The sequence below is a fragment of the Nocardia gamkensis NBRC 108242 genome (genome assembly GCF_001612985.1).
GTDB classification, from domain to species: Bacteria; Actinomycetota; Actinomycetes; order Mycobacteriales; family Mycobacteriaceae; genus Nocardia; species Nocardia gamkensis.
Genome location: NZ_BDBM01000004.1, coordinates 70,171 through 95,531, shown reverse-complemented (window position 1 = coordinate 95,531; position 25,361 = coordinate 70,171). Strand labels below are relative to the sequence as shown.

Below are 25,361 nucleotides of genomic sequence, written 5' to 3'. Positions count from 1 at the left end.
GGAGGAACGGTCATGGCGTTCTATCGGCAAGTGGGTGCGGTACCGCCGAAGCGGCACACCCAGCATCGGGATGAGCAGGGCCGGCTCTACTACGAGGAGCTGATGGGCGAGGAGGGCTTCTCCGGCGACTCCTCGCTGCTCTATCACCGCGGCCTGCCGCCTGCGCTGGTCGATTCGACGGTCTGGGAGTTGCCCGATCAGCGGAGCACGCCGAATCATCCACTGCGCCATCGTCATCTGCGGCTGCACAACCTGTTCCCCGGCGACACCCCGTCGGAGACCGATCCGGTCACCGGGCGGCGGTTGCTGCTCGGCAACGCCGACGTGCGCATCTCCTACGTCGTCGCCAAGGGCGGATCGCCGTTGTACCGCAACGCGATCGGCGACGAACTGGTGTACGTGGAGTCCGGCGCGGCGGTGGTCGAGACCGTGTTCGGCGCGCTGCCCGCGCGGCAGGGCGATCAAGTGCTCATTCCGCGAGCCACCACGCATCGCTGGCGGCCCACCGGCCCGGAACCGCTGCGGGCGTATGTGATCGAGGCCGCCGGCCACATCACTCCGCCGAAGCGCTATCTGTCGAAGTTCGGTCAGCTGCTCGAGCACGCCCCGTACTGCGAGCGCGACCTGCACGGACCGGCCGAGACGATCACCGCGACCGGCACCGAGGTGGAAGTGCTGGTCAAGCACCGGGCCGGCGGGCAGGTCGCCGGCACCCGGATGGTCTACGCCACCCACCCGTTCGATGTGGTCGGCTGGGACGGCTGCCTGTATCCGTTCACGTTCAATATCGCCGACTTCGAGCCGATCACCGGGCGCATCCATCAGCCGCCGCCGGTCCATCAGGCATTCGAGGGCGGCAACTTCGTCATCTGCAATTTCGTGCCGCGCAAGGTGGACTATCACCCGCTGTCGATCCCCGTGCCGTACTACCACTCCAACGTCGATTCCGACGAGGTCATGTTCTATTGCGGCGGCAACTACGAGGCGCGCAAGGGTTCCGGGATCACCCAGGGCTCGGTGTCGGTGCACCCCGGCGGTTACGCCCACGGTCCGCAACCCGGCGCCTACGAGAACAGCATCGGCATCGAGTACTTCGACGAGCTGGCCGTCATGGTGGACACCTTCCGCCCGCTCGAACTCGGTGAAGGCGCCCTGGCCTGCGAGGACCCGACCTACGCGTGGACCTGGTCCGGGCGGGGCCCCGCGTGAGGACCAGGGTCGAGGTATCCCCGGAGTCTTTGTTCGGTCCGGACAATCTGCCGTACGGGGTGTTCGCGCCGCGCGGAAGAGGCCACCGGGTGGGTGTACGGCTCGGCGAACACGTCATCGATGTGCTCGCGCTCCTGGATGATCCGGTGTTCGCCGAACCGAGCCTGAACGCCTTCCTGGCGCAGGGGCCCGTGCGCTGGCGCGCGGTCCGCGACCGGATTCGCGAGGCGGTCGAAGGCGAGCTGGACAGCGCCGCCGTCCATCCCCTGTCCGATGTGGAACTGCGGCTGCCCGTACGGATCGGCGACTACGTGGACTTCTACGCCAGCATCGATCACGCGACGAATCTCGGCCGCCTGTTCCGGCCGGACGGTGACCCGCTGCTGCCGAACTGGCGCCACCTGCCGGTGGGTTATCACGGGCGGGCGGGAACCGTGGTGGTGTCGGGCACCGAGGTGGCGCGGCCGTGCGGGCAGCGCCGATCCGAATCCGGCGCGCCGGAGTTCGGCCCCTCGCGGCGGCTGGACATCGAGGCCGAACTCGGCTTCGTGATCGGTGTCGGCTCGCGGCTCGGCGTGCCGGTCGGCATCGACGAGTTCGCCGACCGGGTCTTCGGGGTCGCGCTGGTCAACGATTGGTCCGCACGCGATATCCAGGCCTGGGAATATCAACCGCTCGGACCTTTCCTCGGCAAGTCGTTCGCGACCTCGCTCTCACCGTGGATCACCCCGCTGGCCGCCCTGGAGTCCGCGCGCATACCGCTGCCCCAGCAGTCGCCCGCGCCACTGCCCTACCTGCGGGGTAACGAGGCGTGGGGCCTGGACATCGATCTCACCGTGGCGTGGAACGGGCAACCGGTCGCGCACCCGCCCTATGCCCGGATGTACTGGTCACCGGCGCAGATGCTCGCTCATCTCACCGCGAACGGAGCTTCTACTCGTCCCGGTGACCTGTACGCGTCGGGCACCATCTCCGGCCCCGAACCGGACCAGCGCGGGTCGTTCATCGAGTTGTCCTGGGGTGGGAGTCAACCGATTCCGGTGAACGACGGGCAACGCACCTTTCTCGAAGACGGCGACGAAGTGACGATCACGGCATCGGCTCCCGGTCCCCGCATGTCCCGCATCGGATTGGGCGAGGTCACCGGCCGCATCCGTCCCGCGCATACGCGCTGGGCCCCCGCTACCGAGCGGTAGTGCTGCGGTCTGTCGTCGGCCCTTCGGCATCGGTTCGGCCGTCGCCGAAGGCTCGCCACAGATCCGGGTGGAGCGCGCCGCCGGCGGCGAAAGTCCCCCGCTCCGCCGGAACACCGCAGCAATCTTCCAGCGCTTGAGCTCGCCCCCACCCGGGTACGCCGCGGCTACGGTTGCATCCGCCAGACGAGGAGCGAGGTCATGACCGATCGCCCGGACGAAGCGCACCGCAGGCCCGACGGCGTCGACGACACCACCGTCGCCGCCACCGGCCTCCTCTCGGAGGCCCTGGAGGTCGTCGAACGCGCCCGCGGTCACCTGTACGCCTTCCACCAGCTGACCGGCGGCGCCGACCTGGCGCTCGACGAGGCCGTGGAGCTCTTCCGCGCGGCGGGCCATGCCCGCATCGCCGACCGGATATGCACCGAGTTGATCGGTCGCAACGTGCTGGCCGGACGCTGGACGTTCCAGATCATCGAGGAATACGACGACGGCTACTACGCCCTGTTCCGCGACATCGAACGGGCCGCCCGAGACGAATTGCTCGACGGTCGCCGCCACCTCTACGAAGCCGAGATGAAAGAAGCCCGCCGCACCCGCGGCGCCCCCGGCCATTCGGCCACACCGGAAGACTCGTGATCTCGACGCGACTTTCGACCGCGCCTCGGCACGTCGCCGCCGATGCCGCTGCCTGGGAGTTCGCTCGATCGCGGCGAATCGCCGGGCACGCGGCCGGGCGGTCCGGGTATGGTCGGGCAGGAAAATTTCACAACCAACGGGGGCTCGCACCAGCGGGCTGAGAGGACGGCTAGCCGAGAGGCGTCAGGGCCGTCGACCGTATGAACCTGACCGGGTAATGCCGGCGTAGGGAGGAAACAAATGGCACCCGCCGCTGCGTCCGACGGCGCAACCGCACCAGTCGACAGCGTCACCACCGGCCCCATCGAGGGCAGCGTCAAGCACTATCTCGAAGTCGAAGACCTGCGCATACCGGTTCGCCGGATCAATCTGACCAATGGCGAACACTTCGACGTCTACGACACGTCGGGGCCGTATACCGACGAGACGGCGACGATCGATCTCGAAGGCGGTCTACCGAAGCTGCGCGACACCTGGACCAGATCCGAGGGGGCGGGCCCGCGCACCCAGCTCGCCTGGGCCCGCGAGGGCATCCTCACGCCCGAGATGCGCTTCATCGCCGCGCGCGAAGGCGTCGCGGCGGAGCTGGTGCGCGAAGAGGTCGCCGCGGGCCGCGCGGTGATCCCGGCCAACCATAAGCATCCGGAACTCGAGCCGACCATCATCGGCAAGAAATTCCTGGTCAAGATCAACGCGAACATCGGGAACTCGGCCGTCTCGTCCTCGATCGCCGAGGAGGTGGAGAAGATGGTGTGGGCGACCCGCTGGGGCGCGGACACCATCATGGACCTGTCCACCGGCAAGAACATCCACGAGACGCGCGAGTGGATCCTGCGCAACTCCCCCGTCCCGGTCGGCACCGTGCCGATCTACCAGGCGCTGGAGAAGGTGAACGGCGACCCGACCGCGCTCACCTGGGAGATCTACCGCGACACCGTGATCGAGCAGTGCGAGCAGGGCGTGGACTACATGACCGTGCACGCGGGCGTGCTGCTGCGCTACATCCCGCTGACCGCGAAGCGGGTGACCGGCATCGTCTCGCGCGGCGGGTCGATCATGGCGGCCTGGTGCCTGGCGCATCACCAGGAATCGTTCCTGTACACGCACTTCGAGGAACTCTGCGAGATCTTGGCGCGCTACGACGTCACCTTCTCCCTCGGTGACGGCCTGCGGCCCGGCTCCATCGCCGACGCCAACGACGAGGCGCAATTCGCCGAGCTGCGCACCCTGGGCGAACTGACCAAGATCGCGAAATCCCATGGCGTGCAGGTGATGATCGAGGGTCCCGGTCACGTGCCGATGCACAAGATCGTGGAGAACGTCCGGCTCGAGGAGGAGTGGTGCGAGGAGGCTCCGTTCTACACGCTCGGCCCGCTCGCCACCGACATCGCTCCGGCCTACGACCACATCACCTCGGCCATCGGCGCGGCCATCATCGCGCAGGCGGGCACCGCCATGCTCTGCTACGTGACACCGAAGGAACACCTGGGCCTGCCCAACCGCGACGACGTGAAAGTCGGCGTGATCACCTACAAGATCGCCGCACACGCCGCCGACCTGGCCAAGGGACACCCGCACGCCCAGCAGCGGGACGACGAACTGTCCAAGGCCCGCTTCGAATTCCGCTGGCGTGACCAGTTCGCCCTGTCCCTCGACCCGGACACGGCGCGCGAGTACCACGACGAAACGCTGCCCGCCGAACCCGCCAAGACCGCGCACTTCTGCTCGATGTGCGGCCCGAAGTTCTGCTCGATGCGGATCTCGGCGGACGTGCGCGAATACGCCGAACGCCACGGCCTGAACGAGGTCGAGGCGCTGGAAGCGGGCATGGCGGAGAAGTCCGCCGAGTTCGCGGGCAAAGGCAACGCCGTCTACCTGCCCGTCGTCTCGTAACGACCACCCGCCGCCCGCCGCGATCCGGCGGGCGGCGGGGGTTCTATTCCTGCGTTTCGCAGCAGCGCTGTCACCCGCAGCAATGGCTCGTGCAGCCGGTGGAACACCTCGAGCACGAGTCCCATCCGCATGCTCGGCATCGGGAGGGACGCGCCCGGCGCCATGACCAGAGCGGCCTTGAAGGAGGTGCTCACCATTGTCGAGGAGTACGACTTCAGGAGAGAGACTGTTGGAATTCGATATGTCGAAGCTGACGCCCGCGGAACGCGATTTCGTGGACGGAGCTCTGGCCAGCTGGGTCGGGGTATCGACGAACGCACCGATCCCAGTGCGTGCATTGGGGTTTGCCGACCGTGACCGCTTCGATGACGAAGCCGCCCGGCTCCGTCGCGCGGTCCGCGACGGAGCCATGCTGACCGAGGTCGAGACCGCGAGGGTGCTGTTTCTGAGCGAGTTGGCCTTCGGCAGTGACCTCTTCGGCGCGGGCGTCGAGTTCCAACTCGTCAACGCGATTCGCGATACCGAAGCGATCCAGATCCTGCGCTCCCTGCAACGGAAGCTCCACACCCGCGCCGGCGCCAAAGCACTGTTCGAGCCCGAACTCTACGCACCCGAATAGATCTTTTGCCGACACGGAAGGTACCGCAAGCTCTGCGAAGCTGGCGTGCCGCGCGGAAGCCCACCGAGTCGTGGTGAACCGTCGGCCTTGGCGGTCGGCGGTGGACCGCCATGAGGTAGTCAGTGGCTTTGGGCGGAGCCATCTGGCCGTCGACGCAGACCCGCAGAGGCCACGCCATCTACTTGCTCGTCGTGTCCCAGCGGGACGCCGGGTTCGTCGCCTGGTCAGGGTTCGAGGTAGAGCCGTTCGCAGGGTAAGCGTGGGAGCCCGGTCGGGTCGCCGGGCAGCACAGTCACCGCGTCGGGGCGATGATGGGCGTTCCATTCCTGCACGAACACCAGGGCGGCGGTCAGGCAGGCGGCGAAGTCCATGCGCTGGTCGTGCAGGTACACCGACAGGTGAACGTCGGGCTCCTCCGGGTGCGGAGACCCAGCCGGGCCGGTCACCACCCCCGCACTCCCGCACCGGTGTGGTCACCGGGCTGTGTGGGCGCGGACGTGGGATACATCGCGCGGCCCAGCATCACATGCCCCGGCATGACCACACTGCACACCCGCGCGAACTCGGCCGGAACCGAACCGCCCAGATGCGCCATTCCCGGAACGATCACCGCACCCGCGCGTGCTACGTGCACCATTTCCAGCACAGCCGTCACAACGACCAACGAGACGGTCTGCGGGGCAACCACGTACGTGTGCAGCAACGTATATCCGTGCCGACGCGCCAGCGCCTCAATGGTGGCCTGATCGCTAGCCGCCTCCGCATCCGCGACCGATAGGCACCGCAACCCGATCGCCGAGACACCGGACGCAACCGTCGGCAATCCCCGCAGCGGCGTGGACTTGTCTCTCAGATACGCCGCCATCCGTTCCAGCTCGGCCACACCCGCCGAATACAACCCCTGCTCGCTGCTCGCATCCATACCCCTGCGCCTCCCTGCGATCCGATTGGAAGGCACCCGACGCCGACGGCATCAACACCAGCCAGCGGCCATAGCTGCGCTGGCGCGGCCGAGATGAGGAATCGGCCCGCTCACCCCGGCGTCGGGGCCGCAGCTGACGTTATGAGCAGGGGCACAACGGATTTGTCCCGAAAGGACAGGCGGTGATCGAGGTCAGTTTCTGGGTGCAAGGTCAGGTGCGATCCCCAGACGCCAGGCGAGGCCGCGCAGATTCCGGCCGCCGGCATCCCGTCGAGCAGTACGTAGCTGATCCGCGATCGCTTCGCGAACGAAGAAGTCAGTGCGAACTTGTTGTGGTGCGATGTCTTCCGCTTTCATGAGCAGGGCAAGGCCCATGTCTCGGAACTTCGGCTCGGCAAGGAGCGTCCGCCCGGCTTCGGCGTAGTAGTTGGCCCGACGGGACGGCGACGGAATGGATTCGACCGGCAAATCACGCGCCACCTCCACAGCACTGGGCCCGTCGCCGAGTTCCATTCCGATAGACGACCGCCACATCCCAACGTTGGTACGGCCGAACCACAGTCGTGCGAAGCTACCGACCTCCTCATTCATCCGTGCCGCGACCGCTCCGGCCTCTGCGAGGTGTGTGTTGGCGGTGTCCCTGTCGGATTGCACCGCTCCCGCCAGCGCTGCGGACAAGTGGAGCATGCCGTACGCCTGCAAAACAGAACGGTCATCGAGATGCGGCCTGAGCCTGTCGGCTGTGCGCACAGCACGGTCGTACTGCTTCGAACGCGATAGCGAGCCCGCGATGCTGCCGCGCAACCACACCGCGAACCCGATCCACGCGGGCGACTCGAGTTCTTCCGCACAGGCGTGCGCGGCCTTGACGATCATGATCGGCAAACCCCGAACTCCGAGCCGCTTGGTCGTCTGCGCCAATGCGTAGTAGCAACGGATGATGCCTACCAAGACTTCACGCCTCCACTCGGGGCGTCGGACATACGCCGAATGCAACTCGGTCAGCAATCCGGGAGCTAGCACGCAGGCAGCCGCGTAGTCGGTGGACTCCCGAACAACCTCCAGCGCAGCCAGATCCGCCGCGATTTCCGCCCATTCGCGTATATCTGTCCCGGGATCCGTGCCGAGTTCACAGATCTCCAGCGCATTCTCGACGGCAATCAGACCGGCATACGCCTCAGCCGCTGGTCCATCGGTGGTCTCCCACGGCTGGCCATTGAACTCCGAGGGCGACACCTTCAGCGCACGTGCGATCGCCTCGAGGGTGGCGCGGTTGGACAGCGGTTGTTCCCCGCGCTCGAGCCGACCCAGGTATCCATAGCTGATACCGGCCAGTCCCGCGACCACCTCGAGGCTCTGCCCGCGCCACGCGCGGATCTCGCGCAGCCTGCGCCCGACTTCGTTCGGTGGAATGTCGTTCATGGCGTACTCCTCCGCCGATGGCTACAACTTGCGACGGTACCTGCTGCTCCCAGCGTGCGCGTGGCAGGCAGGCTGAAGGATTTCAAGGCCGCTGGCATGGCTCCCGAGATAGTCGGGGATTGTTTACACACGGCCGCAAACCAGAGTGACGCGCACTCATGGCCGAGGGCGCGGAATCCGAGAAAGGCACGACGAAGTGAGCAGCTACGTGGTGATCCAACTGTATTGCACCCCGGCGGAGGCAGACGCTATCCGATCGGCGCTGACAACGAAGGTCGCCGAGTTCGCTGAATTCACCAACGCCCGAATTGAACTCGAGCGGAAGACAGAGGCCGACTACGAGATGCATCTGGACTGGGCTGCCCAGCACGCAGGCCAAGACGCCGCCGATCGCGCGTACTTCCTGCTGGAGGTCACTTCCGCGACCGATATCCCGGAGCCCATACTGCGGGAGGTAGAGGACGCGGTCATCGATTCGATCAATTCAACCTACAACGACAACCCCGACGACATCATCGAGGTCCCTTGGGGAAGCTACGCCGGGACCACCCTCCCTAGCTGAGCAACCAGTCCGGTTCATGCCCGTGTTGTCGCCCATCCTCATCTCGTAGTCGCGGGACTCCGCAAGCGCGGCATCGTATCCGCTTCCTCACCGGCCTACGGTGTCCCAGTGACACCGGTCACCACGGTAGATGGAACCTGTTGTGCCGCAGTGTCGTCTAAGACCAGTGAAGGAGATACCTTCAACAGACGGAGGGGACGACATGCGAACCATTTCGGTCGGGCGGCGACTTGTCACTACAATCGCGCTGACTGCCGCGTGCATCGCAGGCGCATCAACAGCTGGGGTCGCCATCGCACAGGCGGAGACACCGACCATTGCGGCCGAACCCGTCAACCCGGCACACCCGCACTGGCAGTTCGAGTTCACCGCCAAGTGGACCGTGACGTTGTCCTGCTACTTCGAGAATCTGGACCGGACAGACGCCACCGGCCCGGAGAAGTACACCGGGACGGGAAAGACGAAGGACGCGGCCGAGAAGGACGCCTGGAACAAGGCACAAGCGGCTGCACCCAAGGGGCGGAAGGTCAAGCACTGCCGCGTCGAGAGCTCATCGAAGAAATAACAGAAAGGTTGTACGTGGACGACGAACACCAAGTGTGGGAGTTCGCGGTAGGACTCGGGCTGCCCGACGCGACCGGCCCCGGCGCCCACGGCGGCGAGGGAATCCACCCCGTCGCGCTGGCGCTCGAAGAGAGCGTTCATCGGATCCGCGGGGTGAACCGTATCCCGTGCTTTACCAGCTTCGGACCGGTCACCGCGGTCGATGAGTTCGCGCAGCGCGCGTGGGGGGACGCCTACGACCCCGCGCGCATCCCGGTCGAATGCCGTCTCGCCGTCTACGTGACCGATGACGAGCTAGATGAACTGGTACCAGCGGTCGCAGAGGATCTCGGCATCGACGAAAACGGATACTCGACGGCAATTGGCCGGAAGGTCACCCTCGGCCTGCGGGCCATCTCGCTGGAATCGCCAGAGAACCGCTTCTACCAGCACCTCGTCGACCAGTATCAGGATCAATCCACCACGGATTGACTCCGTCGCACTGAAGGCAGAATTACCAGTCGGCGGATCGTCCAGGCAACACAGGACTCCTGACCGGTTCGCCCCGTCTTGTCACAGCGCGGGGCGAACCTGTGGTCAGCACCACCATCCAGCAGCACGGGCCGGCTCGGGCATTGGCCGCGCCGATACGATCGTGCGTATTCATGTAGCCGATGGTGCGTCACGACACCGACCGGTGCGCGCGATCCGTCTGGCATATGAGGATCTCTTCCCGATGCCGATAAGCGAGATCAGAGCACCGTCTGCTCGATCAGTCGGCGGGCCGCGCGATCGGTGCGCTCGACATCGCCGGTGATCATCCGGTCCTGCAAAATCCCTCGCAAGCCCGACACAAGCAGGGTCGCAACGACTTCGGGGTCGTCGATGGACGGGAGGTTGCGCAGCCCGTCGGCCAGGGCCGACACGAACGCGGAGATCGCCGAGATGGCGTAGTCGGCGTACGGACTCTGTGGAGCACATGCTGCGCCGACGACTTGCAGCATCACTCGGACGCTCGTGCGGCCTTCACCCGAGGTATTGGCGGTCCAGAAGTCCCACAGCCGGTCGCGCAGTTGGGACGCGTCGGCGATATCGGCGAAGACGGCCGCGATGTCGGGGCGCTGCGTCGCCAGCGCTTGGACCAGCAACTCCTCTTTGGTCGTGAAGTAGTAGATCAGCATGCGCGAGCTGGTGCCGAGTTCGGCGGCCAGTGGGCGCAGCGACAGGTCCGCGAGGCCGTGGTCGGCGATGTAGCGCACCACGGCGGCGAGCAGTTCGGCGCGTTTGGCGTGGTCTAGGGGGCGGGCCATGGGTTGACTGTAGCGATTGGTACAGGTATTCATGACATCGTGACTGTAACAATCGCTTCAGAAACTCGGGATTCGGTGGTGGTCACCGGGTACGCGGCAACCACGTCGCTGGCCGACGACATGGACACGACCTGGTCCGAATTGCTGGCGGGCCACAGCGGAATCGGTGCGCTCGAGGACGCTTTCGTGGCCGAGTACGACCTGCCGGTCCGCATCGGCGGCAAGCTGAAGTCACAGCCCGGCGCCGATCTCACCCGGATCGAACAGCGCAGGCATTCCTACGTCGAGCAGATGGCGCTGGTGCTCGGCCGCCGGGTGTGGCGTTCCGCCGGCGCGCCCGAGGTGGACGGTGACCGATTGGCGGTGGCCATCGGCACCGGGCTCGGGGGCGGCGACGCGCTGATTTCGGCGGTCGACGCGATGCGCGCGGGCGGCTATCGCAAGGTGTCGCCGATGTCGGTGCCGATGGTGATGCCGAACGGTCCCGCCGCCACCGTCGGGCTCGAGATCGGAGCGAGGGCCGGTGTTTTCGCTCCGGTGTCGGCCTGCTCCTCGGGTTCGGAGGCGATCGCGCACGCGTGGCGGCTGATCACCACCGGCGAGGCGGACGTGGTGGTGGCGGGTGGCGTCGAAGGGCATATCGACGCCGTGCCCATCGCGAGCTTCGCCATGATGCGTGCCATGAGCACCCGCAACGACGACCCAGAACGCGCGTCGCGCCCGTTCGACCGGGATCGCGACGGATTCGTCTTCGGCGAGGCGGGTGCGCTGCTGGTGCTCGAGTCCGAGCGGCACGCTCGCGCGCGCGGGGCCGCCGTGCACGGGCGGGTTCTCGGCGCGGGCATCACCTCTGACGCCTATCACATCGTCGCGTCCGAGCCGGAGGGCATCGGCGCGGCCCGCGCGATGCGCAAGGCCATCGAGACCGCAGGGCTGCGGGCTTCGGATATCCAGCATGTGAACGCGCACGCCACGTCGACGTCCATCGGCGACGCCTCCGAGGCCAACGCGATCGCCTCCGTCGTGCCCGATGCCTCGGTCTACGCGCCGAAATCCGCGCTCGGGCATTCGATCGGGGCGGTCGGCGCGTTGGAGTCGCTGGTCACCATGCTCACCCTGCGGGATCAGGTCGTCCCGCCCACCTTGAACCTCGATAATCTCGACCCGGCGATCGACCTGGACATCGTCGCAGGCGCGCCGCGCATCCAGCGCATCAATTTCGCGCTGAACAATTCGTTCGGCTTCGGGGGGCACAACGTCGCGCTGGCGTTCGGCCGGGTCTGATTCCGCGGTCACCACGTCGCACCGGCGCCCGGCCGGGGGTGTGACGGCGGAGGGCATCACCTCGCGGGCTAACGTCGTGAGACAACCGACCACTTGGCCCGAGGGACGGACATCGACGTGAGCGAGAGAACCGAGAACACAGCGTGCGGCCGCGCGCGAGGTCATCGAGGCGGGCGCGGTCATGAGTGACGCGTTCTACCTGCCCGACCCTGATCAACCAGGTCGTTTCCTCTCGACCGAGCTGACCCGCGGCCCCTGGTCGCCGGATGCCCAACACGCCGGTCCGCCCTCGGCGCTGCTCGGGCACGTGATCGAGCGGTGCGAACCACGCCCGGGGTTCCAGGTCGGCCGGGTCGCGGTCGAGATTCTCGGCCCGGTGCCGCTGGAACCGCTGACGGCGGAAGCGCGGGTCGTCCGCCCCGGCCGCAGCGTCGAACTCATCGAGGCGACGCTGTCCACCGAGCGCGGGCCGGTGATGCGCGCGAATGCCTGGCGGTTCAAGCTGTCCGAACCGGAACTGTCGCTGCCGGAACGTTTCTTGCCCACCGGCACGCGCCCCGGTCCCGAACATGCGGACGTGCCCGCGCCGTTCCCCTCCACCCAGCCGGTGGGCTTCCACACCGCCATCGAATACCGCTTCGTCAGTGGCTCCTTCACCGAGCCCGGACCTGCCGTGTGCTGGATCCGGATCAAATACCCGATCGTCGCGGGCACCGACCCGAGCCCGCTGGAACGCACCCTCGCGGCGGCGGATTCCGGAAACGGCGTCAGCGCGGTCATGGACTGGTCGAAGTACCTGTTCATCAACACCGACCTGACGGTCACCCTGCACCGCCGGCCCGCAGGTGAATGGGTCTGCCTCGACGCCGTCACCTACCCCCAACCCCATGGCATAGGTATGGCCGAATCGGCGCTCTACGACGAAAAGGGTCCCTTGGGCCGCAGCACGCAAACCCTCTTCCTCGGCAACCGATAGCCGAGGCAGACCCACTCGGCGTTCGTCGCCGAGACACTGACGGACGGGTCCAGCGCTCAGGAGGTTTCGTCGGTATGACAGTGAGTCGAGACGAGTTGCTCGGAGTCGCCCGTTCGGCTGTTGATGCTGGAGCCGGACTGCTCCGCAGGGCCGATCGAGGAAGCATCCACACCAAGAGCGACCGTGACTACGCAACCGATTTGGACCATCGGATTCAAGGCCACATCAGGCGGTACCTGGCCGAAACGACACCCGAGTTCGGCTTCCTGGGGGAGGAATCCGACGATATGTCGCTCGATAGCACTGCCCGGTCCATGTGGGTTCTCGATCCGATCGACGGGACGTCCAACTTCATCCACGGACTGCCGCTCTGCGCGGTCTCGCTGGCTCTGGTACAGGACGGCGAACCGGTAATCGGAGTTGTCAACGCACCATTTCTGGGTCTGGAATACTACGCGGTCGCCGACCAGGGTGCGATCGGCAACGACAAGCCGATCAAAGCGAGCAACATCGAAGCACTAGGCCGGGCAATTGTTTCCATCGGTGACTACGCGGTCGGCCTAGAGGCGGAATCGAAGAACAAGCGTCGCATAGCCCTCACTGCGGCACTGGCGGCAACCGTCGAGCGCGTACGAATGTTCGGATCCGCCGCCCTCGATCTCGTGTGGGTCGCCGAAGGCCGAACCGACGCCTGCGTCATGCTGTCCAACAAGCCATGGGACACCATCGCGGGTGTACTCATAGCCCGTGAGGCGGGCGCTCTCGTTCTCGACTCGACCTCTCGGCGGCACAGCCTCGACTCCCCCGACACGATCGCGGCGTCACCCGCCATCGCCGACCAACTCATGGCTTTGGTCGAGGCATCGATCTGCTGACCGAAGCCGATGCGCGCACCGGCTTCGCTCACGGACGGGTGGAGATCTGCTGGACGCCCCAGCCGTTCCCGTCCGGGTCGGTGAAGAAGAAGAATCCGACGTTGTCGAGTGGGTCGGGCATGGGGGTGGGGTTCTCGCCGAGGACTTGGATTTCGGTGACCTCGACGCCTCGGGCGGTGAGCTCATCATGGGCCTTGCGCAGGTCGTTGACCACGAGTTGCAGGCCCTGCTGGGAACCGGGTGTCATGTCGGGCACCGCGCCCTTGCCGATGACGATCGAACAACCCGAGCCGGGTGGGGTCAGTTGCACGAGGCGGACGTTGTCGTCGATCCTGGTGTCGTGGTCGACGGCGAAGCCGAGTTGCTCCGCGTAGAACTTCTTGGCTCGGTCGATATCCGACACGGGCACGATGACGACCTCGAGTGTCCAGTTCACGGCGCATCCTTTCGGGGCGGACAGCGGTATTCCTACCAGTGCGGACCGCTCGGCGCGGGAGAAATCATCGCCGAGCCCAGCGCCAGTTGAACTCGTCCGGCGCGGGCGGGGGGCCGGGAAGTTCGCCGTCCGCGCTCAGCCCGGCCAGGAGCATCGCGAGTACGCGGCGGCGCAATTGGATCGTGCGCTGCGGATCGGGCACCCCGACGGCCGCGCAGGACTCCAGGATCAGGCCGAGATCCTGCGGGGTGACGTCCGAACGCAGTTCGCCGGTGTCGTGGGCACGGCGCACCAGATCCTCCGTGACCTTCGCGGAGTGCTGCACATCGGGCAGCATCGAATCGTCGGGGGTGAAAGTGCCCGCGAGATGCACGGCCAGTGAGTGCACGTCGGCGTCCACCACTCGCTCGAGAAAACCGACCAAGCCGTGCCAGCCGTCCGGATCTTCCAGCGCCGCATCGGCTTCCGCGTTGTACCGGCGCAGACCCTCGTGGCAGAGCGTGCGCAGCAGCACCTCCTTGCTCGGATAACGGCGATACAGCGCACTGATCCCGACGCCCGCGCGTTCCGCGACGGCGGAGATCGGAGCTGTGGCGTCGGCGAGGAACACGGCCCGGGCGGCCTCCAGAATCAAGCCGTCGTTGCGGGCGGCCTGCGCCTTGCGGCCGGGTAGACCCTTCTGAGCCGGGGCGTCGGATGTCTTCGGCATGACAACAGGATAGCACTTGAACGGAATGATCCGTTCTGCTACCGTTCAATCAGAACAGAGCATTCCGTTTCAAAAGGAGCAGGACATGTCCGCGATCACCCCCTTCCGCATCGACGTCGACCAGGCCGACCTGGACGACCTGCGCGATCGCCTCGCCCGCACCCGCTGGGCCGAGCAGATCCCCGGCTCGGGCGATACCTACGGGGTGAGCGTCGAGCGGGTGCGCCACCTGGTCGGTTACTGGCGCGACGGGTTCGACTGGCGCGGGGTGGAGAACTCGTTGAACGCCTACCCGCAGTTCACCACCGAGATCGACGGCCAGAACATCCATTTCCTGCACGTGAAGTCCACCCGGGAGGACGCGTTTCCGCTGATCCTCACGCACGGCTGGCCCGGTACCTTCGTCGAGTTCGTCGGCGTCATCGAGCCGCTCACCGCCGCCGGGTTCGACCTGGTGATCCCCTCCGTGCCCGGTTACGGCTTCTCCGGCCCCACCACCGAAGCGGGCTGGAACGACAGCCGGATCGCACACGCCTGGGCGGAGCTGATGCGGCGGCTCGGCTACACCCGCTACGGCGCGGTGGGCAACGACGGCGGTTCGCAGATCTCGCCGGAACTCGGGCGAGTGGCGCCGGACCAGGTGGCCGGCGTGCACGTGACGCAGGTGTACTCGTTCCCGTCCGGCGATCCGGCGGAGCTGGCCGATCTCGATGAGGACGAGCAGCGGTCGCTGGCCACCCTGGACTGGTTCGTGAAGAACAAGATGGGCTTCAACGTGCTGCAATCGCAGCAACCGCAGACGCTGGCGCACGCGATCACGGACTCGCCCGCCGGGCTGGTCGGCTGGAACGGCCAGTTGCTCGGTCCGGACCTCGACGACGACTTCGTGCTGACCAACATCGCGATCCACTGGCTCACCGGCACCGCGGGTTCGGCGATCCGGCACTACTTCGAGAAGGACAAGGCCGAGCACCCCGCGGCGCCGACCACGGTTCCGCTCGCGCTGTGCGGCTCCACCGGGGACTTCCACGGCATCCGCCGCTTCGCCGAGCGCGACCACAACATCGTGTCCTGGCGCACGCACGACGTGTTCACCCACTACCTGCACCACGTGGCGCCCGCGTTGATGGCGGAGGAGATCACGGAGTTCTTCGCGAGGCTGCGCTGAGACTGTCTCTTATGGCATCGAGACTTGTGGCCATGGTTCGTCTCGCTTCCCGCTGATGTACTGGATTCATCAACGGCACAGCAGCTTTCGAAACAGGAGAGAAAACCATGAAAATCGCAGTCTTCGGAGCCACCGGAACCGTCGGCCGTCTCGTCGTCGAGCAGGCGCTGCGGGAGGGCCACGAGGTGACGGCCTTCACCCGCAGCGCCGCGAGCGTCACGCAGCGGCACGACCGGCTGCGCGTGGTGGAAGGCGATGTGCTGGACACGAATTCGGTGCAGCGAGCGGTGCAGGGGCAGGACGCGGTGCTGATCTCGCTCGGCAACGGGCGCAAGGGCGTGGTCCGGGCGGGCGGCACCGCGGCGATCATCGACGCGATGAATCGCACGGGCGTCAAGCGCCTGATCTGCCAGACGACGCTCGGCGTCGGCGACAGCCGGGGCAACCTGAACTTCCTGTGGAAGTACGTGATGTTCGGGCTGCTGCTGCGCCCCGCCTATGCCGATCACGTCCGGCAGGAGGAATACGTCCTGGCCAGCGACCTGGACTGGACGATAGTGCGGCCGAGCGCGTTCACCGACGGACCGGCCACCGGCAGCTACCGGCGCGGATTCCCGGCGGGCGAGCGCGGCCTGAGCCTGAAGATCGCCCGTGCCGACATCGCCGACTTCATGATCGAGCAACTGACCGACACGACTTACCTCCGCCAAGCGCCCGGCATCTCGAACTGAGCGCGCCATGCGGTGGCACGGCAGCGGCCCATGCCCCGGAGCCGAGAGCATGGGCCGCGATCTTCAGGCGTGCTCGTGCAGTTCGCCCCACGCCGGGAAGGGATCGGGATACTCGGCCCACGCGCCCGGCCCCTCGGCGAACTCCGCGTCGGTGAGCAGGGCGCCATCCAGTAGCGAGCGCACCTTGTCGCAATCCAGCTTTATCCCGATGAAGACGATCTCCTGCCCCGGCGGCACTTCCAGTGAAGACCACCAGGCGGCGGGTTCGAAGACCAGGTTCGGCCCCGCTTGCGACCACACCGCGGCCAGCGTCGACCGGCTCGCGATCCAGCAGAATCCTTTGCTGCGCAGCAGACCTCGCAACTGTTCCAGCGCGTCCGAGAGGCGCAGCGGATGGAACGGCCGATCGGCGGTGTAGGTGAGACTGCGAATGCCGTACTCCTCGGTTTCCGGGGTGTGCCCGCCGGCGAGTTCCTCCGCCCAGCCTTCAGCCTCCGCGGCGACCACCGGGTCGTAGCGGCCGGTGTCCAGGACCTCGGCCAGATCGACCACGCCGTTGCTGGTGCGCAACACGTGGGCGCGCGGGTTCATGCGGCGCACCGTCGCCTCCACCGCCCCCACCGCGGCCGCGCCGACCAGGTCGGTCTTGTTGACCAGCAGGACGTCGGCGAACTCGACCTGATCCACCAGCAGGTCGGCGATGGTGCGCGCGTCGCCGTCGCCCGCTTGCAGGTTCCGCTCGGACAGCGCCTGCCCGCGCGCCACCTCCGCGAGGAAGGTCGAAGCGTCGACCACGGTCACCATGGTGTCCAGCCGGGCGACGTCACCGAGCCGGAAACCGTCCTCGAATTCCCAGTCGAACGTCGCGGCCACCGGCATCGGCTCGGAGATGCCGGTCGATTCGATCACCAATTGATCGAAGCGGCCTTCGCGAGCGAGCCGGGCCACGGCTTCGATCAGGTCCTCGCGCAGGGTGCAGCAGATGCAGCCGTTGGTCAGTTCGACCAGCTTCTCCTCGGTGCGGTCCAGGTGGCCCTGGCCGGCGACCAGCGCGGCGTCGATGTTGACCTCGCTCATGTCGTTGACGATGACCGCCACCCGGCGGCCCTCCCGATTGGCCAGGATGTGGTTGAGCAGCGTCGTCTTGCCCGCACCGAGGAAGCCGGACAGCACGGTGACGGGAAGCAGGTCGGAGTCCATGACATTAATGATAACGATTTTCATTTGCCAGCGGGTTCCGGTTGCCGGTGGACACCGGACCGGGTCGCCGTAGGGTTTGTGTCGTGAAACTGCTGCCATTGCCCGCCGAGGGGCAGACCCCCGTCCGGGCGCTCACCATCGCCGGTACCGATTCCGGCGGAGGCGCCGGAATCCAAGCCGATACCCGCACCATGGCGCTGTGCGGTGTGCACGCACTGGTGGCCGTCGCGGCGGTGACCGTGCAGAACACGGTGGGCGTCAGCGGCTTTCACGAGATCCCGCCGCAGGTCGTCGCCGATCAGGTGCGCTCGGTGACCACGGACATCGGCGTCGGCGCCGCGAAGACCGGCATGCTCGCCTCCACCGCGATCATCGAGGCGGTGGCGGCGGTGTGCCAGGAGGTCGGCATCGGGCGCGACGGCGAGATTCCGCTGGTCGTCGATCCGGTCGCGGCCTCGATGCACGGCGATCCGCTGCTGCACGCCGAGGCGCTCGACGCGCTGCGCAGCACCCTGATCCCGCTCGCCACCGTGGTGACACCGAACCTGGACGAGGTCCGCCTGCTCACGGGTATCGACGTCGACGACGAGGATTCGGCGCGGCGCGCGGCCGAGGCGCTGCACAAGCTCGGGCCGCGGTGGGCGATCGTGAAGGGTGGGCACCTGCGTTCCTCCGAGTACAGCACCGACCTGCTGTTCGACGGCGAGCGGTTCCTCGAGTTCACCGCCCCGCGCATCGCGACCGGCAACGACCACGGCGGCGGCGACACGCTGGCCGCCGCGACCGCCTGCGCGCTGGCCCACGGCTATTCGGTGCCCGAAGCGATCGAGTTCGCCAAGGAGTGGACCTACCGCTGCCTGGCCGCGTCCTACGAGCTGGGCGCGGGCCACGGGCCTGTGTCCCCGCTGTGGCGATTGCATGGAAACTGAGCGGGGCAACCGCTCGGCGCACCCCATTTCTTGTCGGTGGGCGCTGCGATACTGAGGACGTCGCCGACACGGATGGCTTCAACGGCGAGGCGATCGGAACAACGACGTTCGGCGTGGATGCGGCGAAGACCTCGGCGCCCGGCCCGGGGGGCGCTGGCGGTCACAGAGCGGAAAAGGCGCGGTGCAGCGGAAGATCGGCTGCGATCGCGATGCCGTGCAGCCGAGCGCTGGCCGCCACGAGCGCGAAGATGATCTCGCTCAGATAGGCGGCGAACTGCTCGACCGGCATGGCGGGCGGCTCCACCCGGTTCACCCCCAGCCACCAATCGGTGGCCGAGGCCACCGCGCCGAAGATCGAATAGATCACCAGTTCCGCGCTCGCGACCTGCACCGACTCCTCGTCCACGGCACCGGCGAACAGTTCGGCGGCGCGGTGGGCGGACTGCCGGGCCGATTGCAGCGCGCGATCGGCGTCGTCGGAACGTTGCGTGAAGTGGCTGTGCAGCATGAACCGGAAGACGTTCGGCTGCCGCGACACCACCTGCGCGTATTCGGACGCGGCGCGGCGCACCAGGTCGGCCGCCGAGTCGCCGGTCAGGTCGAAACTGGTCATGATCTGTTCCCAGAGCATGTCGCGCACCCGGTCGACGATCGCGTTGTAGAGGTCGGTCTTGTCTTCGAAATGGCGATACAGCTTCGGTTTGGCCGCGCCCGCCTCCTTGGCGATATCGCCCATGCTGACCGCGGGGCCGAATTTGTCGAGCGCGCGGAAAGCCGCGTCGACGAATTCTTCGCGCACCTTCCTGCGATGCTCGCGCCAACGCTCGGTGCGCGCGTCCACACGTTTGCGCGGCGGGTCCTCTTCCATCCGGCCGCTGAGCATCACGAATCCGGATGCTACCTGTCGACCCGGGTACGGAGACCCGGCCGTCGGCCGGGTCCCATCCCACCGGTCAGTGTTTGCTGGAACCAGCGCCGCTGTCACCCGCGGTCTTGGCCTTCTTCTCCGCTCGCTTTTCCTTCAGGGACTTCGCGGATTTCTTGGACATCGAACTGCGCGGAGATTTGTCGGACAAACGTGGTCCTTTGCTCGGAGAACCTGAATGGTCCCGCTGTGATCGACCGTACGCTATGTGGCCTGCCCGCGGCGTGATCCGGCTCGGGCGGCACCCCCAGGAACCTCACAGCTGAGGCCCAGCAGCGTGGCAGCGTAGCCGTCGAATGTAGTTCGCATGACCGAGACCTTGACCGTCGCGGCGGCGGAACGGACCGAGACCACGGGTGCGCCCGTGCTGGACGTGGTGATACCCGTTTACAACGAAGAGGCCGACCTCGGCGTGTGCGTCCGCAGACTGCACGCCTACCTGCGCGACGGGTTCCCCTTCCCGGCGCGCATCACGGTCGCCGACAACGCGAGCACCGACGACACGCTACAGGTCGCCCAGTTGCTCGCCGAAGAACTGGACGACGTACGGGTGGTGCACCTGTCCGCCAAGGGACGCGGGCGGGCGCTGCGAGCGGTGTGGGAACGCTCCGACGCGCAGGTGGTCGCCTATATGGACGTCGACCTGTCCACCGACTTGAACGCGCTGCTGCCCCTGGTCGCACCACTGATCACCGGGCATTCCGACCTGGCCATCGGCACCCGGCTCGACGCCGCGTCCAGGGTGGTGCGCGGGCCAAAGCGCGAGATCATCTCGCGCTGCTACAACCTGCTGCTGAAAGCCTCGCTGCGCGCGCACTTCTCCGACGCCCAGTGCGGCTTCAAGGCCATGCGCACCGACGTGGCGCGCCGCCTGCTGCCGCTGGTGCACGACGGCGAGTGGTTCTTCGACACCGAATTGCTGGTGCTTGCCGAGCGGGCGGGGCTGCGCATCCACGAGGTTCCGGTGGACTGGATCGATGATCCGGACAGCCGCGTCGACATCATCGACACCGCGCGCAAGGACCTGCTCGGCATCTGGCGGCTCGGGCGCGCGCTGGCCACCGGCACGCTGCCGCTCGAGGAACTGCGCCGGTCGGTGGGCCGGGAACCGCTGGTGCCCGGGGTGCCGCTGGGCATGGTCGGGCAACTCGTGCGATTCGCGATCGTCGGTGTGCTGAGCACGCTGGCCTATCTGCTGCTCTACGTGCTGTTGCAGCCGCTCGCCGGCGCGCAGGTGGCGAACTTCGCCGCGCTGCTGATCACGGCGGTGGGCAATACCGCCGCCAACCGGGCCTTCACCTTCGGCGTGCGCGGCTCGAACGGAGCCGTGTCGCATCAGTTCCAAGGGCTGGTGATCTTCGGCATGGGGTTGGCGCTCACCAGCGGATCGTTGTTCGCGCTGCATCGGTGGGCGCCGGACGCCTCGGTGCACCTGGAGCTGTTCGTCCTGGTGGTGGCCAATCTGGTGGCGACGCTGTTGCGGTTCGTCGGGCTGCGCTGGGTGTTCCGCGACAGCGGAGGCGACGGCGCGCCGAGCGCACCGGCTCTCGCCGCCGCCGGAAGCGCCGCCGAGGGAGACCGTTGATGACCGCGACGCTCACCGCGCAACCGGCCGCGACCGAACCGCGGCCGAGGCCGCGCCGGAACTGGGAGTATCCGGCGCTGGCGGCGCTACTGATCGGCACGGCGGTGGCGTATCTGTGCAACCTGAGCGCCAACGGCTGGGCGAATTCGTTCTACTCGGCTGCGGTACAGGCGGGTTCGGTCTCGTGGAAGGCGTTCTTCTTCGGGTCCTCCGACGCGGCGAACTCGATCACCGTGGACAAACCACCCGCCTCACTGTGGCTGATGGAGCTGTCGGTGCGGGCCTTCGGGCTGAACAGCTGGAGCATCCTGGTGCCGGAGGTACTGCTCGGGGTGGCCGGTGTGGCACTGCTGTGGGCGACGGTGCGCAGGCCGTTCGGGCCCGCGGCCGGATTGCTCGCCGGGTTGGCGCTGGCGGTGACGCCCGTCGCGGCGCTCATGTTCCGGTTCAACAATCCCGAGGCGCTGCTGGTGTTCCTGATGGTCGCGGCCGCCTGGGCGATGACGCGGGCGGTGGAGGACGGCCGCTGGCGCTGGCTGATCCTGACCGGCGCGTTGATCGGCTTCGGTTTCCTCACCAAGCAATTGCAGGTGCTGCTGGTGGTTCCGGCGCTCGCGCTGACCTACTCGATCGCGGGCCCGCCGAAACTCGGCAAGCGCATCCTGCAACTCTTCGCCGCCGCAGCCGCGATGGTGGTGGCCGCGGGCTGGTGGTTGCTGGCGGTCGAACTGTGGCCCGCCTCGTCACGTCCGTGGATCGGCGGCTCGCACGACAACTCGATCCTGGAACTCACCCTCGGCTACAACGGGCTCGGCAGGCTCAACGGCAACGAGCGCGGCAGCGTCGGACCGGGCGGCGACCTTCCGTCGGGCGGCAACGGCATGTGGGGAAGCACCGGCATCACGCGGATGTTCGAACCGGCGCAAGGCGGTCAGATCGCGTGGCTGATCCCCGCCGCGCTGGTCGCGCTCGTCGTGGGAATCCTGCTACGCGGCAAAGCGGCTCGCACCGATCCGCAGCGCGCCTCGCTCGTCCTCTGGGGCGGATGGCTGCTGGGGACCGGGCTGGTCTTCAGCTTCATGGCCGGCATCTTCCACCAGTACTACACCGTGGCCCTGGCTCCCGCCATCGCCGCGCTCGTCGGCGCGGGTGCGGTGCTGTCGTGGCGGGGACGGCACCGGCTGTGGGTGCGGCTCGCGTCGGCGCTCGCGGTGGGTCTCACCACGGCGACCGCCTGGATGCTGTTGTCCCGCAGTCCGGAATGGCAGTCGTGGCTGCGCTGGACGGTGCTGGTCGTCGGCGTGATCGCGACGCTGGCCGTGCTCTTGCCCGCGCCGCGCAAGCTCGCCGTGGCGTCGGCGCTGGCCGTCGCGTTCACCTTCCTCGCCGGACCGGTCGCCTACGCCGTCGACACGATCGCGACGCCGCACGCGGGTTCGATTCCTTCGGCCGGGCCGAACGTCGCGATGCGTGGTCGGCCACCGTGGGGTGAGGGAATGCCGGGGATGAATCGCCGCATGCCGGACGGAACCGGGACCACCGGCCGTGACGGAGCCGGACAGGTTCCGGGCGGTACGCCGCCGGATGGGCGTTCGCCGGGAGCAAGCCCGCAGGGCACGACACCGGACGGCGGCATTCCTCGAGCGGGCAACGCACCCGGCGGCCGGATGCCGGGCGACGGGCAGCTCCCGGACGGCGCGGGCACGCCGCCCGGTACCGCACCGCAGGGCAACCCCCCCGGCGACGGCACGATGTTCCCACCAGGAACGCTGCCCGATGGGCAGGCCCCGCAAGGCACCGCCGCGACGCAGGGCGCGCCCGGAGACGGCGGTCCCGGACCCAACGGCGGCGGAATCGGCGGTCTGCTCGGGGCGAGCGAACCCAGCACCCAGGTCGTGTCCCTGCTCGAGCAGAACGGCGGCGACTACACCTGGGTGGCGGCGGCCATCGGCTCGAACAGCGCCGCGGGCTTGCAGTTGGCCACCGAACTGCCCGTGATGCCCATCGGCGGCTTCAACGGCAGCGACCCCTCGCCGACGCTGGAGCAGTTCAAGCAATATGTCGCCGAGGGGAAGATCCATTACTTCGTCGGCGGCGGACGCGGCGGGCCGGGTTCGTCCGACTCCTCCCCCAGCGCCCAGATCACGCAGTGGGTCCAGGAGAACTTCACCGCCACCCAGGTGGACGGGGTCACTTTGTACGACCTGACCGCCGCCCACTGAAACCGCGCGATGCGGTCCTGCCGCCCTGCATTCCCCAGGGCCGCATCGCCTCCCGGTGTTCAGCGCGACCCCCTGCGCCCGCTGAACACCGCATCCGCACCGGCGCCATACCTCGGCGCCGGTGCGGATCGCGCTGTGCGGCAGTCACCTTCCCTGGTCACAATCCCGCGAATGCTCGCGGGCGCACGGCGGTGGAACGTCGAACATGCGACCGGCGCCGATGATTCGAGCGCCCGCTCTTGGCATCCCGCAAAACTCCAGCGATGATGATCGGACGCGTGACGGCTCCGGGCCGGTAGCCGGACCATCAGCTGACGTGTCCACCGCGAACTTTCAGGGAAACAGTTGAACGCTTTCATGAAGCTGGCCGTGACGGTGGTCAGCGCACTCGTCGCAACCGCGCTCACCGTCGGATTCGCCGCCACCGCGTCGGCGGCCCCCGCCGACCGAGCCGAATCGATAGCCGCGGCGACCGGCGAACCCCCGCAGGTGACCTACATCAAGGCATGCCTGCCGCCCGGCGACACCATCGAACTGCGCACGGGAATCGGCGCGGCGATCGGCGCCGCGATCGGCGCGCTCGTCGGCCTGCCCGTCTTCTTCGTCGGCGCGATTCCCGGCGCGATCATCGTCGGCCTGATCGGCGCCGCGATCGGAGCCTCCTCCTACGCCATTGATTCGGGAAGGCTCGAGCAGCAAGGTCTGTGCTGAGCAGCGCGGCGTTCGGCGCGCCGCGATGCGCAGGCCGCTCGGCGAGCGCCGCAGGTCAATCGCTCCCGGCGGCCAGCGCGCGCGCCAGCCGGTCCAACGTGGGGCGTGGATCGAAGTCCGCTGCCGGGTTCACCAGCTGATGCAGGATGATCCCGTCCAGTTGGTCGACCAGGATCCGCGCCACCGCCTGATCCACGCCGATACCCGCCAGCAGCGACGCGGTCCATTCGGTCAGCCGCAGATGTCCTCGGCGGATGGTCTCGCGTAGCGCGGGAACGCACTGCGCCTCCAGGAGCAGGGCGTAGCGGGCCAGGGTGCGCACCCGGTCGGCGCGCACCGCGTGCACGACGAAAGCGGCCATGCCCTCGACGAGTTCGTCCATCGTGCCGGGCGCGGGCTGCCGGGTGAGCACCTCCCAATCCGCGTAGTCGCGCGCCTCGAGGCGCTCGGTGATACCGATCAGCAGCGCTTCCCGGGTACGGAAGTAATTGGACGCCGATCCCGCGGGCATGCCTGCGGCCTCGTCGACCGCGCGGTGCGTGAGCGCACGGGTGCCGCGGGATCCCAGCAGATCGATCGCCGCGTCCAAGACGAGGTCGCGTTTGGTGGACACCCTTCGAATACTACGTTGGTAGTGATACAGGTTACAGTTCCGCGCCCGGCCCGGCCGCGGGCTCCGGTTCAGCGGGAGGCGTGCAAGGCGGCGTGCAGCGTGGCCGCCCACTGCTCGACTATCCGCTTACGGCGGGCCGAATCGTCGGTGAGAACGTCGGCGAGGCCGAGACCGCGGGCCATGTCCAGGGTCGCCTGCACCAAATGGTGGGTGACCGGGTCCGAGTCGTCCACCCCCAGGGCTTCGACCGCGCGGCGGTGCGAGGCGCGCCCGAAGCGGGCCTCCAGCGGGACGATTCGCTCCCGCAACACCGGGTCGGCGGCGGCGTGCGTCCAGACTTGCAGGGCCGCCTTGAACAACGGGCTGGTGTAGGACTCGACCAGCCCCGCAACCACCGCCTCGGTGCGGGCCGGCCCGTCACCCAGCTCCGTCAGCGTCGCGGCCTCCTGCACCGCCTGCCCGCTGCGCGTGTCGAACATGTACTCCAGCGCGGCGGTGATCAGATCCTCCCTGGTGGGAAAGTGATGCTGCGCCGCGCCACGCGACACCCCGGCCCGTTCGGCGACCACGGCGACCGTCGCGGCCGCCCAGCCCATCTCGGCCAGGCAGTCGATGGTCGCCTCGAGCAGGCGCTGCCGGGTGGCGCGGCTGCGGTCCTGCTTGGGTTCGTGGGGTGTCGCCATGG

Annotated in this window: 29 protein-coding genes; 17 read left to right on the top strand and 12 right to left on the bottom strand. The window is 67.7% G+C overall.

The annotated features are described in order from the left end of the window. The first annotated feature begins 12 nt into the window (after positions 1–12). From NG1_RS03545 to thiC, 4 genes are all read left to right on the top strand, one after another. Complete coding sequence (locus tag NG1_RS03545) at positions 13–1,209, top strand: homogentisate 1,2-dioxygenase (protein ID WP_062967941.1); 1,197 nt, start codon at positions 13–15, stop codon at positions 1,207–1,209. Further along, on the top strand, positions 1,206–2,405 hold the full coding sequence (fahA, locus tag NG1_RS03540) for a fumarylacetoacetase (RefSeq protein WP_062968332.1): 1,200 nt from the start codon (positions 1,206–1,208) through the stop codon (positions 2,403–2,405). The genes NG1_RS03545 and fahA overlap by 4 nt, the downstream gene beginning before the upstream one ends. A 198-nt stretch (positions 2,406–2,603) precedes the next feature. Beyond that, complete coding sequence (locus NG1_RS03535) at positions 2,604–3,041, top strand: hypothetical protein (RefSeq protein ID WP_062967939.1); 438 nt, start codon at positions 2,604–2,606, stop codon at positions 3,039–3,041. Between the two features lie 240 nt (positions 3,042–3,281). Continuing rightward, positions 3,282–4,934, top strand: coding sequence for a phosphomethylpyrimidine synthase ThiC (gene thiC, locus NG1_RS03530; protein WP_062967937.1), 1,653 nt, complete (start codon positions 3,282–3,284; stop codon positions 4,932–4,934). Here thiC and NG1_RS03525 read toward each other — a convergent pair. Continuing rightward, positions 4,913–5,131: a hypothetical protein gene (locus NG1_RS03525; protein ID WP_062967935.1), complete on the bottom strand. Its 219-nt coding sequence runs from the start codon at positions 5,129–5,131 to the stop codon at positions 4,913–4,915. The genes thiC and NG1_RS03525 overlap by 22 nt on opposite strands. Positions 5,132–5,163: 32 nt before the next feature. On the opposite strand from NG1_RS03525, the gene NG1_RS03520 reads away from it, so the two are divergent. After that, the gene (locus tag NG1_RS03520; protein WP_157113845.1) at positions 5,164–5,553 is read left to right on the top strand and encodes a hypothetical protein; all 390 of its coding nucleotides are present in this window, start codon (positions 5,164–5,166) and stop codon (positions 5,551–5,553) included. 224 nt (positions 5,554–5,777) lie between these two features. Here NG1_RS03520 and NG1_RS03515 read toward each other — a convergent pair whose 3' ends face one another. The 3 genes from NG1_RS03515 to NG1_RS03505 all read right to left on the bottom strand — a co-directional run bounded on the left by NG1_RS03515 (position 5,778) and on the right by NG1_RS03505 (position 7,897). After that, positions 5,778–5,999 carry a hypothetical protein gene (locus tag NG1_RS03515; protein WP_063049565.1) on the bottom strand — a complete coding sequence of 74 codons (222 nt, stop codon included), beginning with the start codon at positions 5,997–5,999 and terminating at the stop codon, positions 5,778–5,780. Next, positions 5,996–6,475 (bottom strand): hypothetical protein, encoded by a 480-nt coding sequence (locus NG1_RS03510; protein ID WP_062967930.1) that lies wholly within the window; start codon positions 6,473–6,475, stop codon positions 5,996–5,998. The genes NG1_RS03515 and NG1_RS03510 overlap by 4 nt, the downstream gene beginning before the upstream one ends. Positions 6,476–6,667: 192 nt before the next feature. Then, positions 6,668–7,897 (bottom strand): helix-turn-helix domain-containing protein, encoded by a 1,230-nt coding sequence (locus NG1_RS03505; RefSeq protein ID WP_062967928.1) that lies wholly within the window; start codon positions 7,895–7,897, stop codon positions 6,668–6,670. Positions 7,898–8,093: 196 nt separating this feature from the next. Here NG1_RS03505 and NG1_RS03500 point away from each other — a divergent pair, with 196 nt between their 5' ends. From NG1_RS03500 to NG1_RS03490, 3 genes are all read left to right on the top strand, one after another. Beyond that, positions 8,094–8,459: a hypothetical protein gene (locus NG1_RS03500; protein ID WP_062967926.1), complete on the top strand. Its 366-nt coding sequence runs from the start codon at positions 8,094–8,096 to the stop codon at positions 8,457–8,459. Positions 8,460–8,661: 202 nt separating this feature from the next. Then, complete coding sequence (locus tag NG1_RS03495; RefSeq protein ID WP_062967924.1) at positions 8,662–9,024, top strand: hypothetical protein; 363 nt, start codon at positions 8,662–8,664, stop codon at positions 9,022–9,024. Between the two features lie 14 nt (positions 9,025–9,038). Continuing rightward, positions 9,039–9,494, top strand: a complete 456-nt coding sequence (locus tag NG1_RS03490) for a hypothetical protein (protein WP_062967922.1) — start codon at positions 9,039–9,041, stop codon at positions 9,492–9,494. A gap of 260 nt (positions 9,495–9,754) precedes the next feature. On the opposite strand, the gene NG1_RS03485 is transcribed toward NG1_RS03490, so the two are convergent. After that, the gene (locus tag NG1_RS03485; RefSeq protein ID WP_062967920.1) at positions 9,755–10,312 is read right to left on the bottom strand and encodes a TetR/AcrR family transcriptional regulator; all 558 of its coding nucleotides are present in this window, start codon (positions 10,310–10,312) and stop codon (positions 9,755–9,757) included. A 39-nt stretch (positions 10,313–10,351) separates the two neighbouring features. Here NG1_RS03485 and NG1_RS03480 point away from each other — a divergent pair, with 39 nt between their 5' ends. The 3 genes from NG1_RS03480 (at position 10,352) to NG1_RS03470 (ending at position 13,447) form a co-directional block, all read left to right on the top strand. Continuing rightward, positions 10,352–11,596, top strand: a complete 1,245-nt coding sequence (locus NG1_RS03480; RefSeq protein WP_062967918.1) for a KasA/KasB family beta-ketoacyl-ACP synthase — start codon at positions 10,352–10,354, stop codon at positions 11,594–11,596. Between the two features lie 181 nt (positions 11,597–11,777). Continuing rightward, entirely contained in the window at positions 11,778–12,572 is a 795-nt protein-coding gene (locus NG1_RS03475; protein WP_062967915.1) for a thioesterase family protein, read from the top strand. 74 nt (positions 12,573–12,646) lie between these two features. Beyond that, positions 12,647–13,447, top strand: a complete 801-nt coding sequence (locus NG1_RS03470) for an inositol monophosphatase family protein (protein ID WP_062967913.1) — start codon at positions 12,647–12,649, stop codon at positions 13,445–13,447. A gap of 28 nt (positions 13,448–13,475) precedes the next feature. Here the strand turns inward: NG1_RS03470 and NG1_RS03465 are convergent, their stop codons facing one another. Together NG1_RS03465 and NG1_RS03460 are read right to left on the bottom strand one after the other, a co-directional pair. Continuing rightward, positions 13,476–13,883: a glyoxalase superfamily protein gene (locus NG1_RS03465; RefSeq protein ID WP_062967911.1), complete on the bottom strand. Its 408-nt coding sequence runs from the start codon at positions 13,881–13,883 to the stop codon at positions 13,476–13,478. A gap of 64 nt (positions 13,884–13,947) precedes the next feature. Beyond that, positions 13,948–14,592, bottom strand: a complete 645-nt coding sequence (locus NG1_RS03460; RefSeq protein ID WP_062967909.1) for a TetR/AcrR family transcriptional regulator — start codon at positions 14,590–14,592, stop codon at positions 13,948–13,950. Between the two features lie 85 nt (positions 14,593–14,677). Here NG1_RS03460 and NG1_RS03455 point away from each other — a divergent pair, with 85 nt between their 5' ends. Then, positions 14,678–15,760, top strand: coding sequence for an epoxide hydrolase family protein (locus NG1_RS03455; protein ID WP_062967907.1), 1,083 nt, complete (start codon positions 14,678–14,680; stop codon positions 15,758–15,760). Between the two features lie 107 nt (positions 15,761–15,867). Next, on the top strand, positions 15,868–16,491 hold the full coding sequence (locus NG1_RS03450) for an NAD(P)-dependent oxidoreductase (protein ID WP_062967905.1): 624 nt from the start codon (positions 15,868–15,870) through the stop codon (positions 16,489–16,491). Positions 16,492–16,554: 63 nt separating this feature from the next. Here the strand turns inward: NG1_RS03450 and NG1_RS03445 are convergent, their stop codons facing one another. Beyond that, positions 16,555–17,691, bottom strand: a complete 1,137-nt coding sequence (locus NG1_RS03445; RefSeq protein WP_062967903.1) for a GTP-binding protein — start codon at positions 17,689–17,691, stop codon at positions 16,555–16,557. Positions 17,692–17,774: 83 nt separating this feature from the next. Here NG1_RS03445 and thiD point away from each other — a divergent pair, with 83 nt between their 5' ends. Continuing rightward, a complete protein-coding gene (thiD, locus tag NG1_RS03440) occupies positions 17,775–18,620 on the top strand; it encodes a bifunctional hydroxymethylpyrimidine kinase/phosphomethylpyrimidine kinase (RefSeq protein WP_062967901.1) in 846 nt (281 codons plus the stop codon). Between the two features lie 160 nt (positions 18,621–18,780). Here thiD and NG1_RS03435 read toward each other — a convergent pair whose 3' ends face one another. Together NG1_RS03435 and NG1_RS38745 are read right to left on the bottom strand one after the other, a co-directional pair. Beyond that, positions 18,781–19,503: a TetR/AcrR family transcriptional regulator gene (locus tag NG1_RS03435; protein WP_062967900.1), complete on the bottom strand. Its 723-nt coding sequence runs from the start codon at positions 19,501–19,503 to the stop codon at positions 18,781–18,783. 70 nt (positions 19,504–19,573) lie between these two features. Continuing rightward, a complete protein-coding gene (locus tag NG1_RS38745) occupies positions 19,574–19,696 on the bottom strand; it encodes a hypothetical protein (RefSeq protein ID WP_281218060.1) in 123 nt (40 codons plus the stop codon). Between the two features lie 156 nt (positions 19,697–19,852). On the opposite strand from NG1_RS38745, the gene NG1_RS03430 reads away from it, so the two are divergent. The 3 genes from NG1_RS03430 (at position 19,853) to NG1_RS03420 (ending at position 24,063) form a co-directional block, all read left to right on the top strand. Further along, complete coding sequence (locus NG1_RS03430) at positions 19,853–21,130, top strand: bifunctional glycosyltransferase family 2/GtrA family protein (RefSeq protein WP_062967898.1); 1,278 nt, start codon at positions 19,853–19,855, stop codon at positions 21,128–21,130. After that, on the top strand, positions 21,130–23,352 hold the full coding sequence (locus NG1_RS03425; RefSeq protein WP_062967896.1) for a glycosyltransferase family 39 protein: 2,223 nt from the start codon (positions 21,130–21,132) through the stop codon (positions 23,350–23,352). Before NG1_RS03430 ends, NG1_RS03425 begins: the two co-directional genes overlap by 1 nt. 345 nt (positions 23,353–23,697) lie before the next feature. Next, positions 23,698–24,063: a hypothetical protein gene (locus tag NG1_RS03420; RefSeq protein ID WP_040870678.1), complete on the top strand. Its 366-nt coding sequence runs from the start codon at positions 23,698–23,700 to the stop codon at positions 24,061–24,063. A 55-nt stretch (positions 24,064–24,118) separates the two neighbouring features. Here the strand turns inward: NG1_RS03420 and NG1_RS03415 are convergent, their stop codons facing one another. Further along, positions 24,119–24,676 (bottom strand): TetR/AcrR family transcriptional regulator, encoded by a 558-nt coding sequence (locus tag NG1_RS03415; RefSeq protein WP_062967893.1) that lies wholly within the window; start codon positions 24,674–24,676, stop codon positions 24,119–24,121. 68 nt (positions 24,677–24,744) lie between these two features. Continuing rightward, a complete protein-coding gene (locus NG1_RS03410) occupies positions 24,745–25,359 on the bottom strand; it encodes a TetR/AcrR family transcriptional regulator (RefSeq protein ID WP_062968330.1) in 615 nt (204 codons plus the stop codon). Positions 25,360–25,361 lie beyond the last annotated feature (2 nt).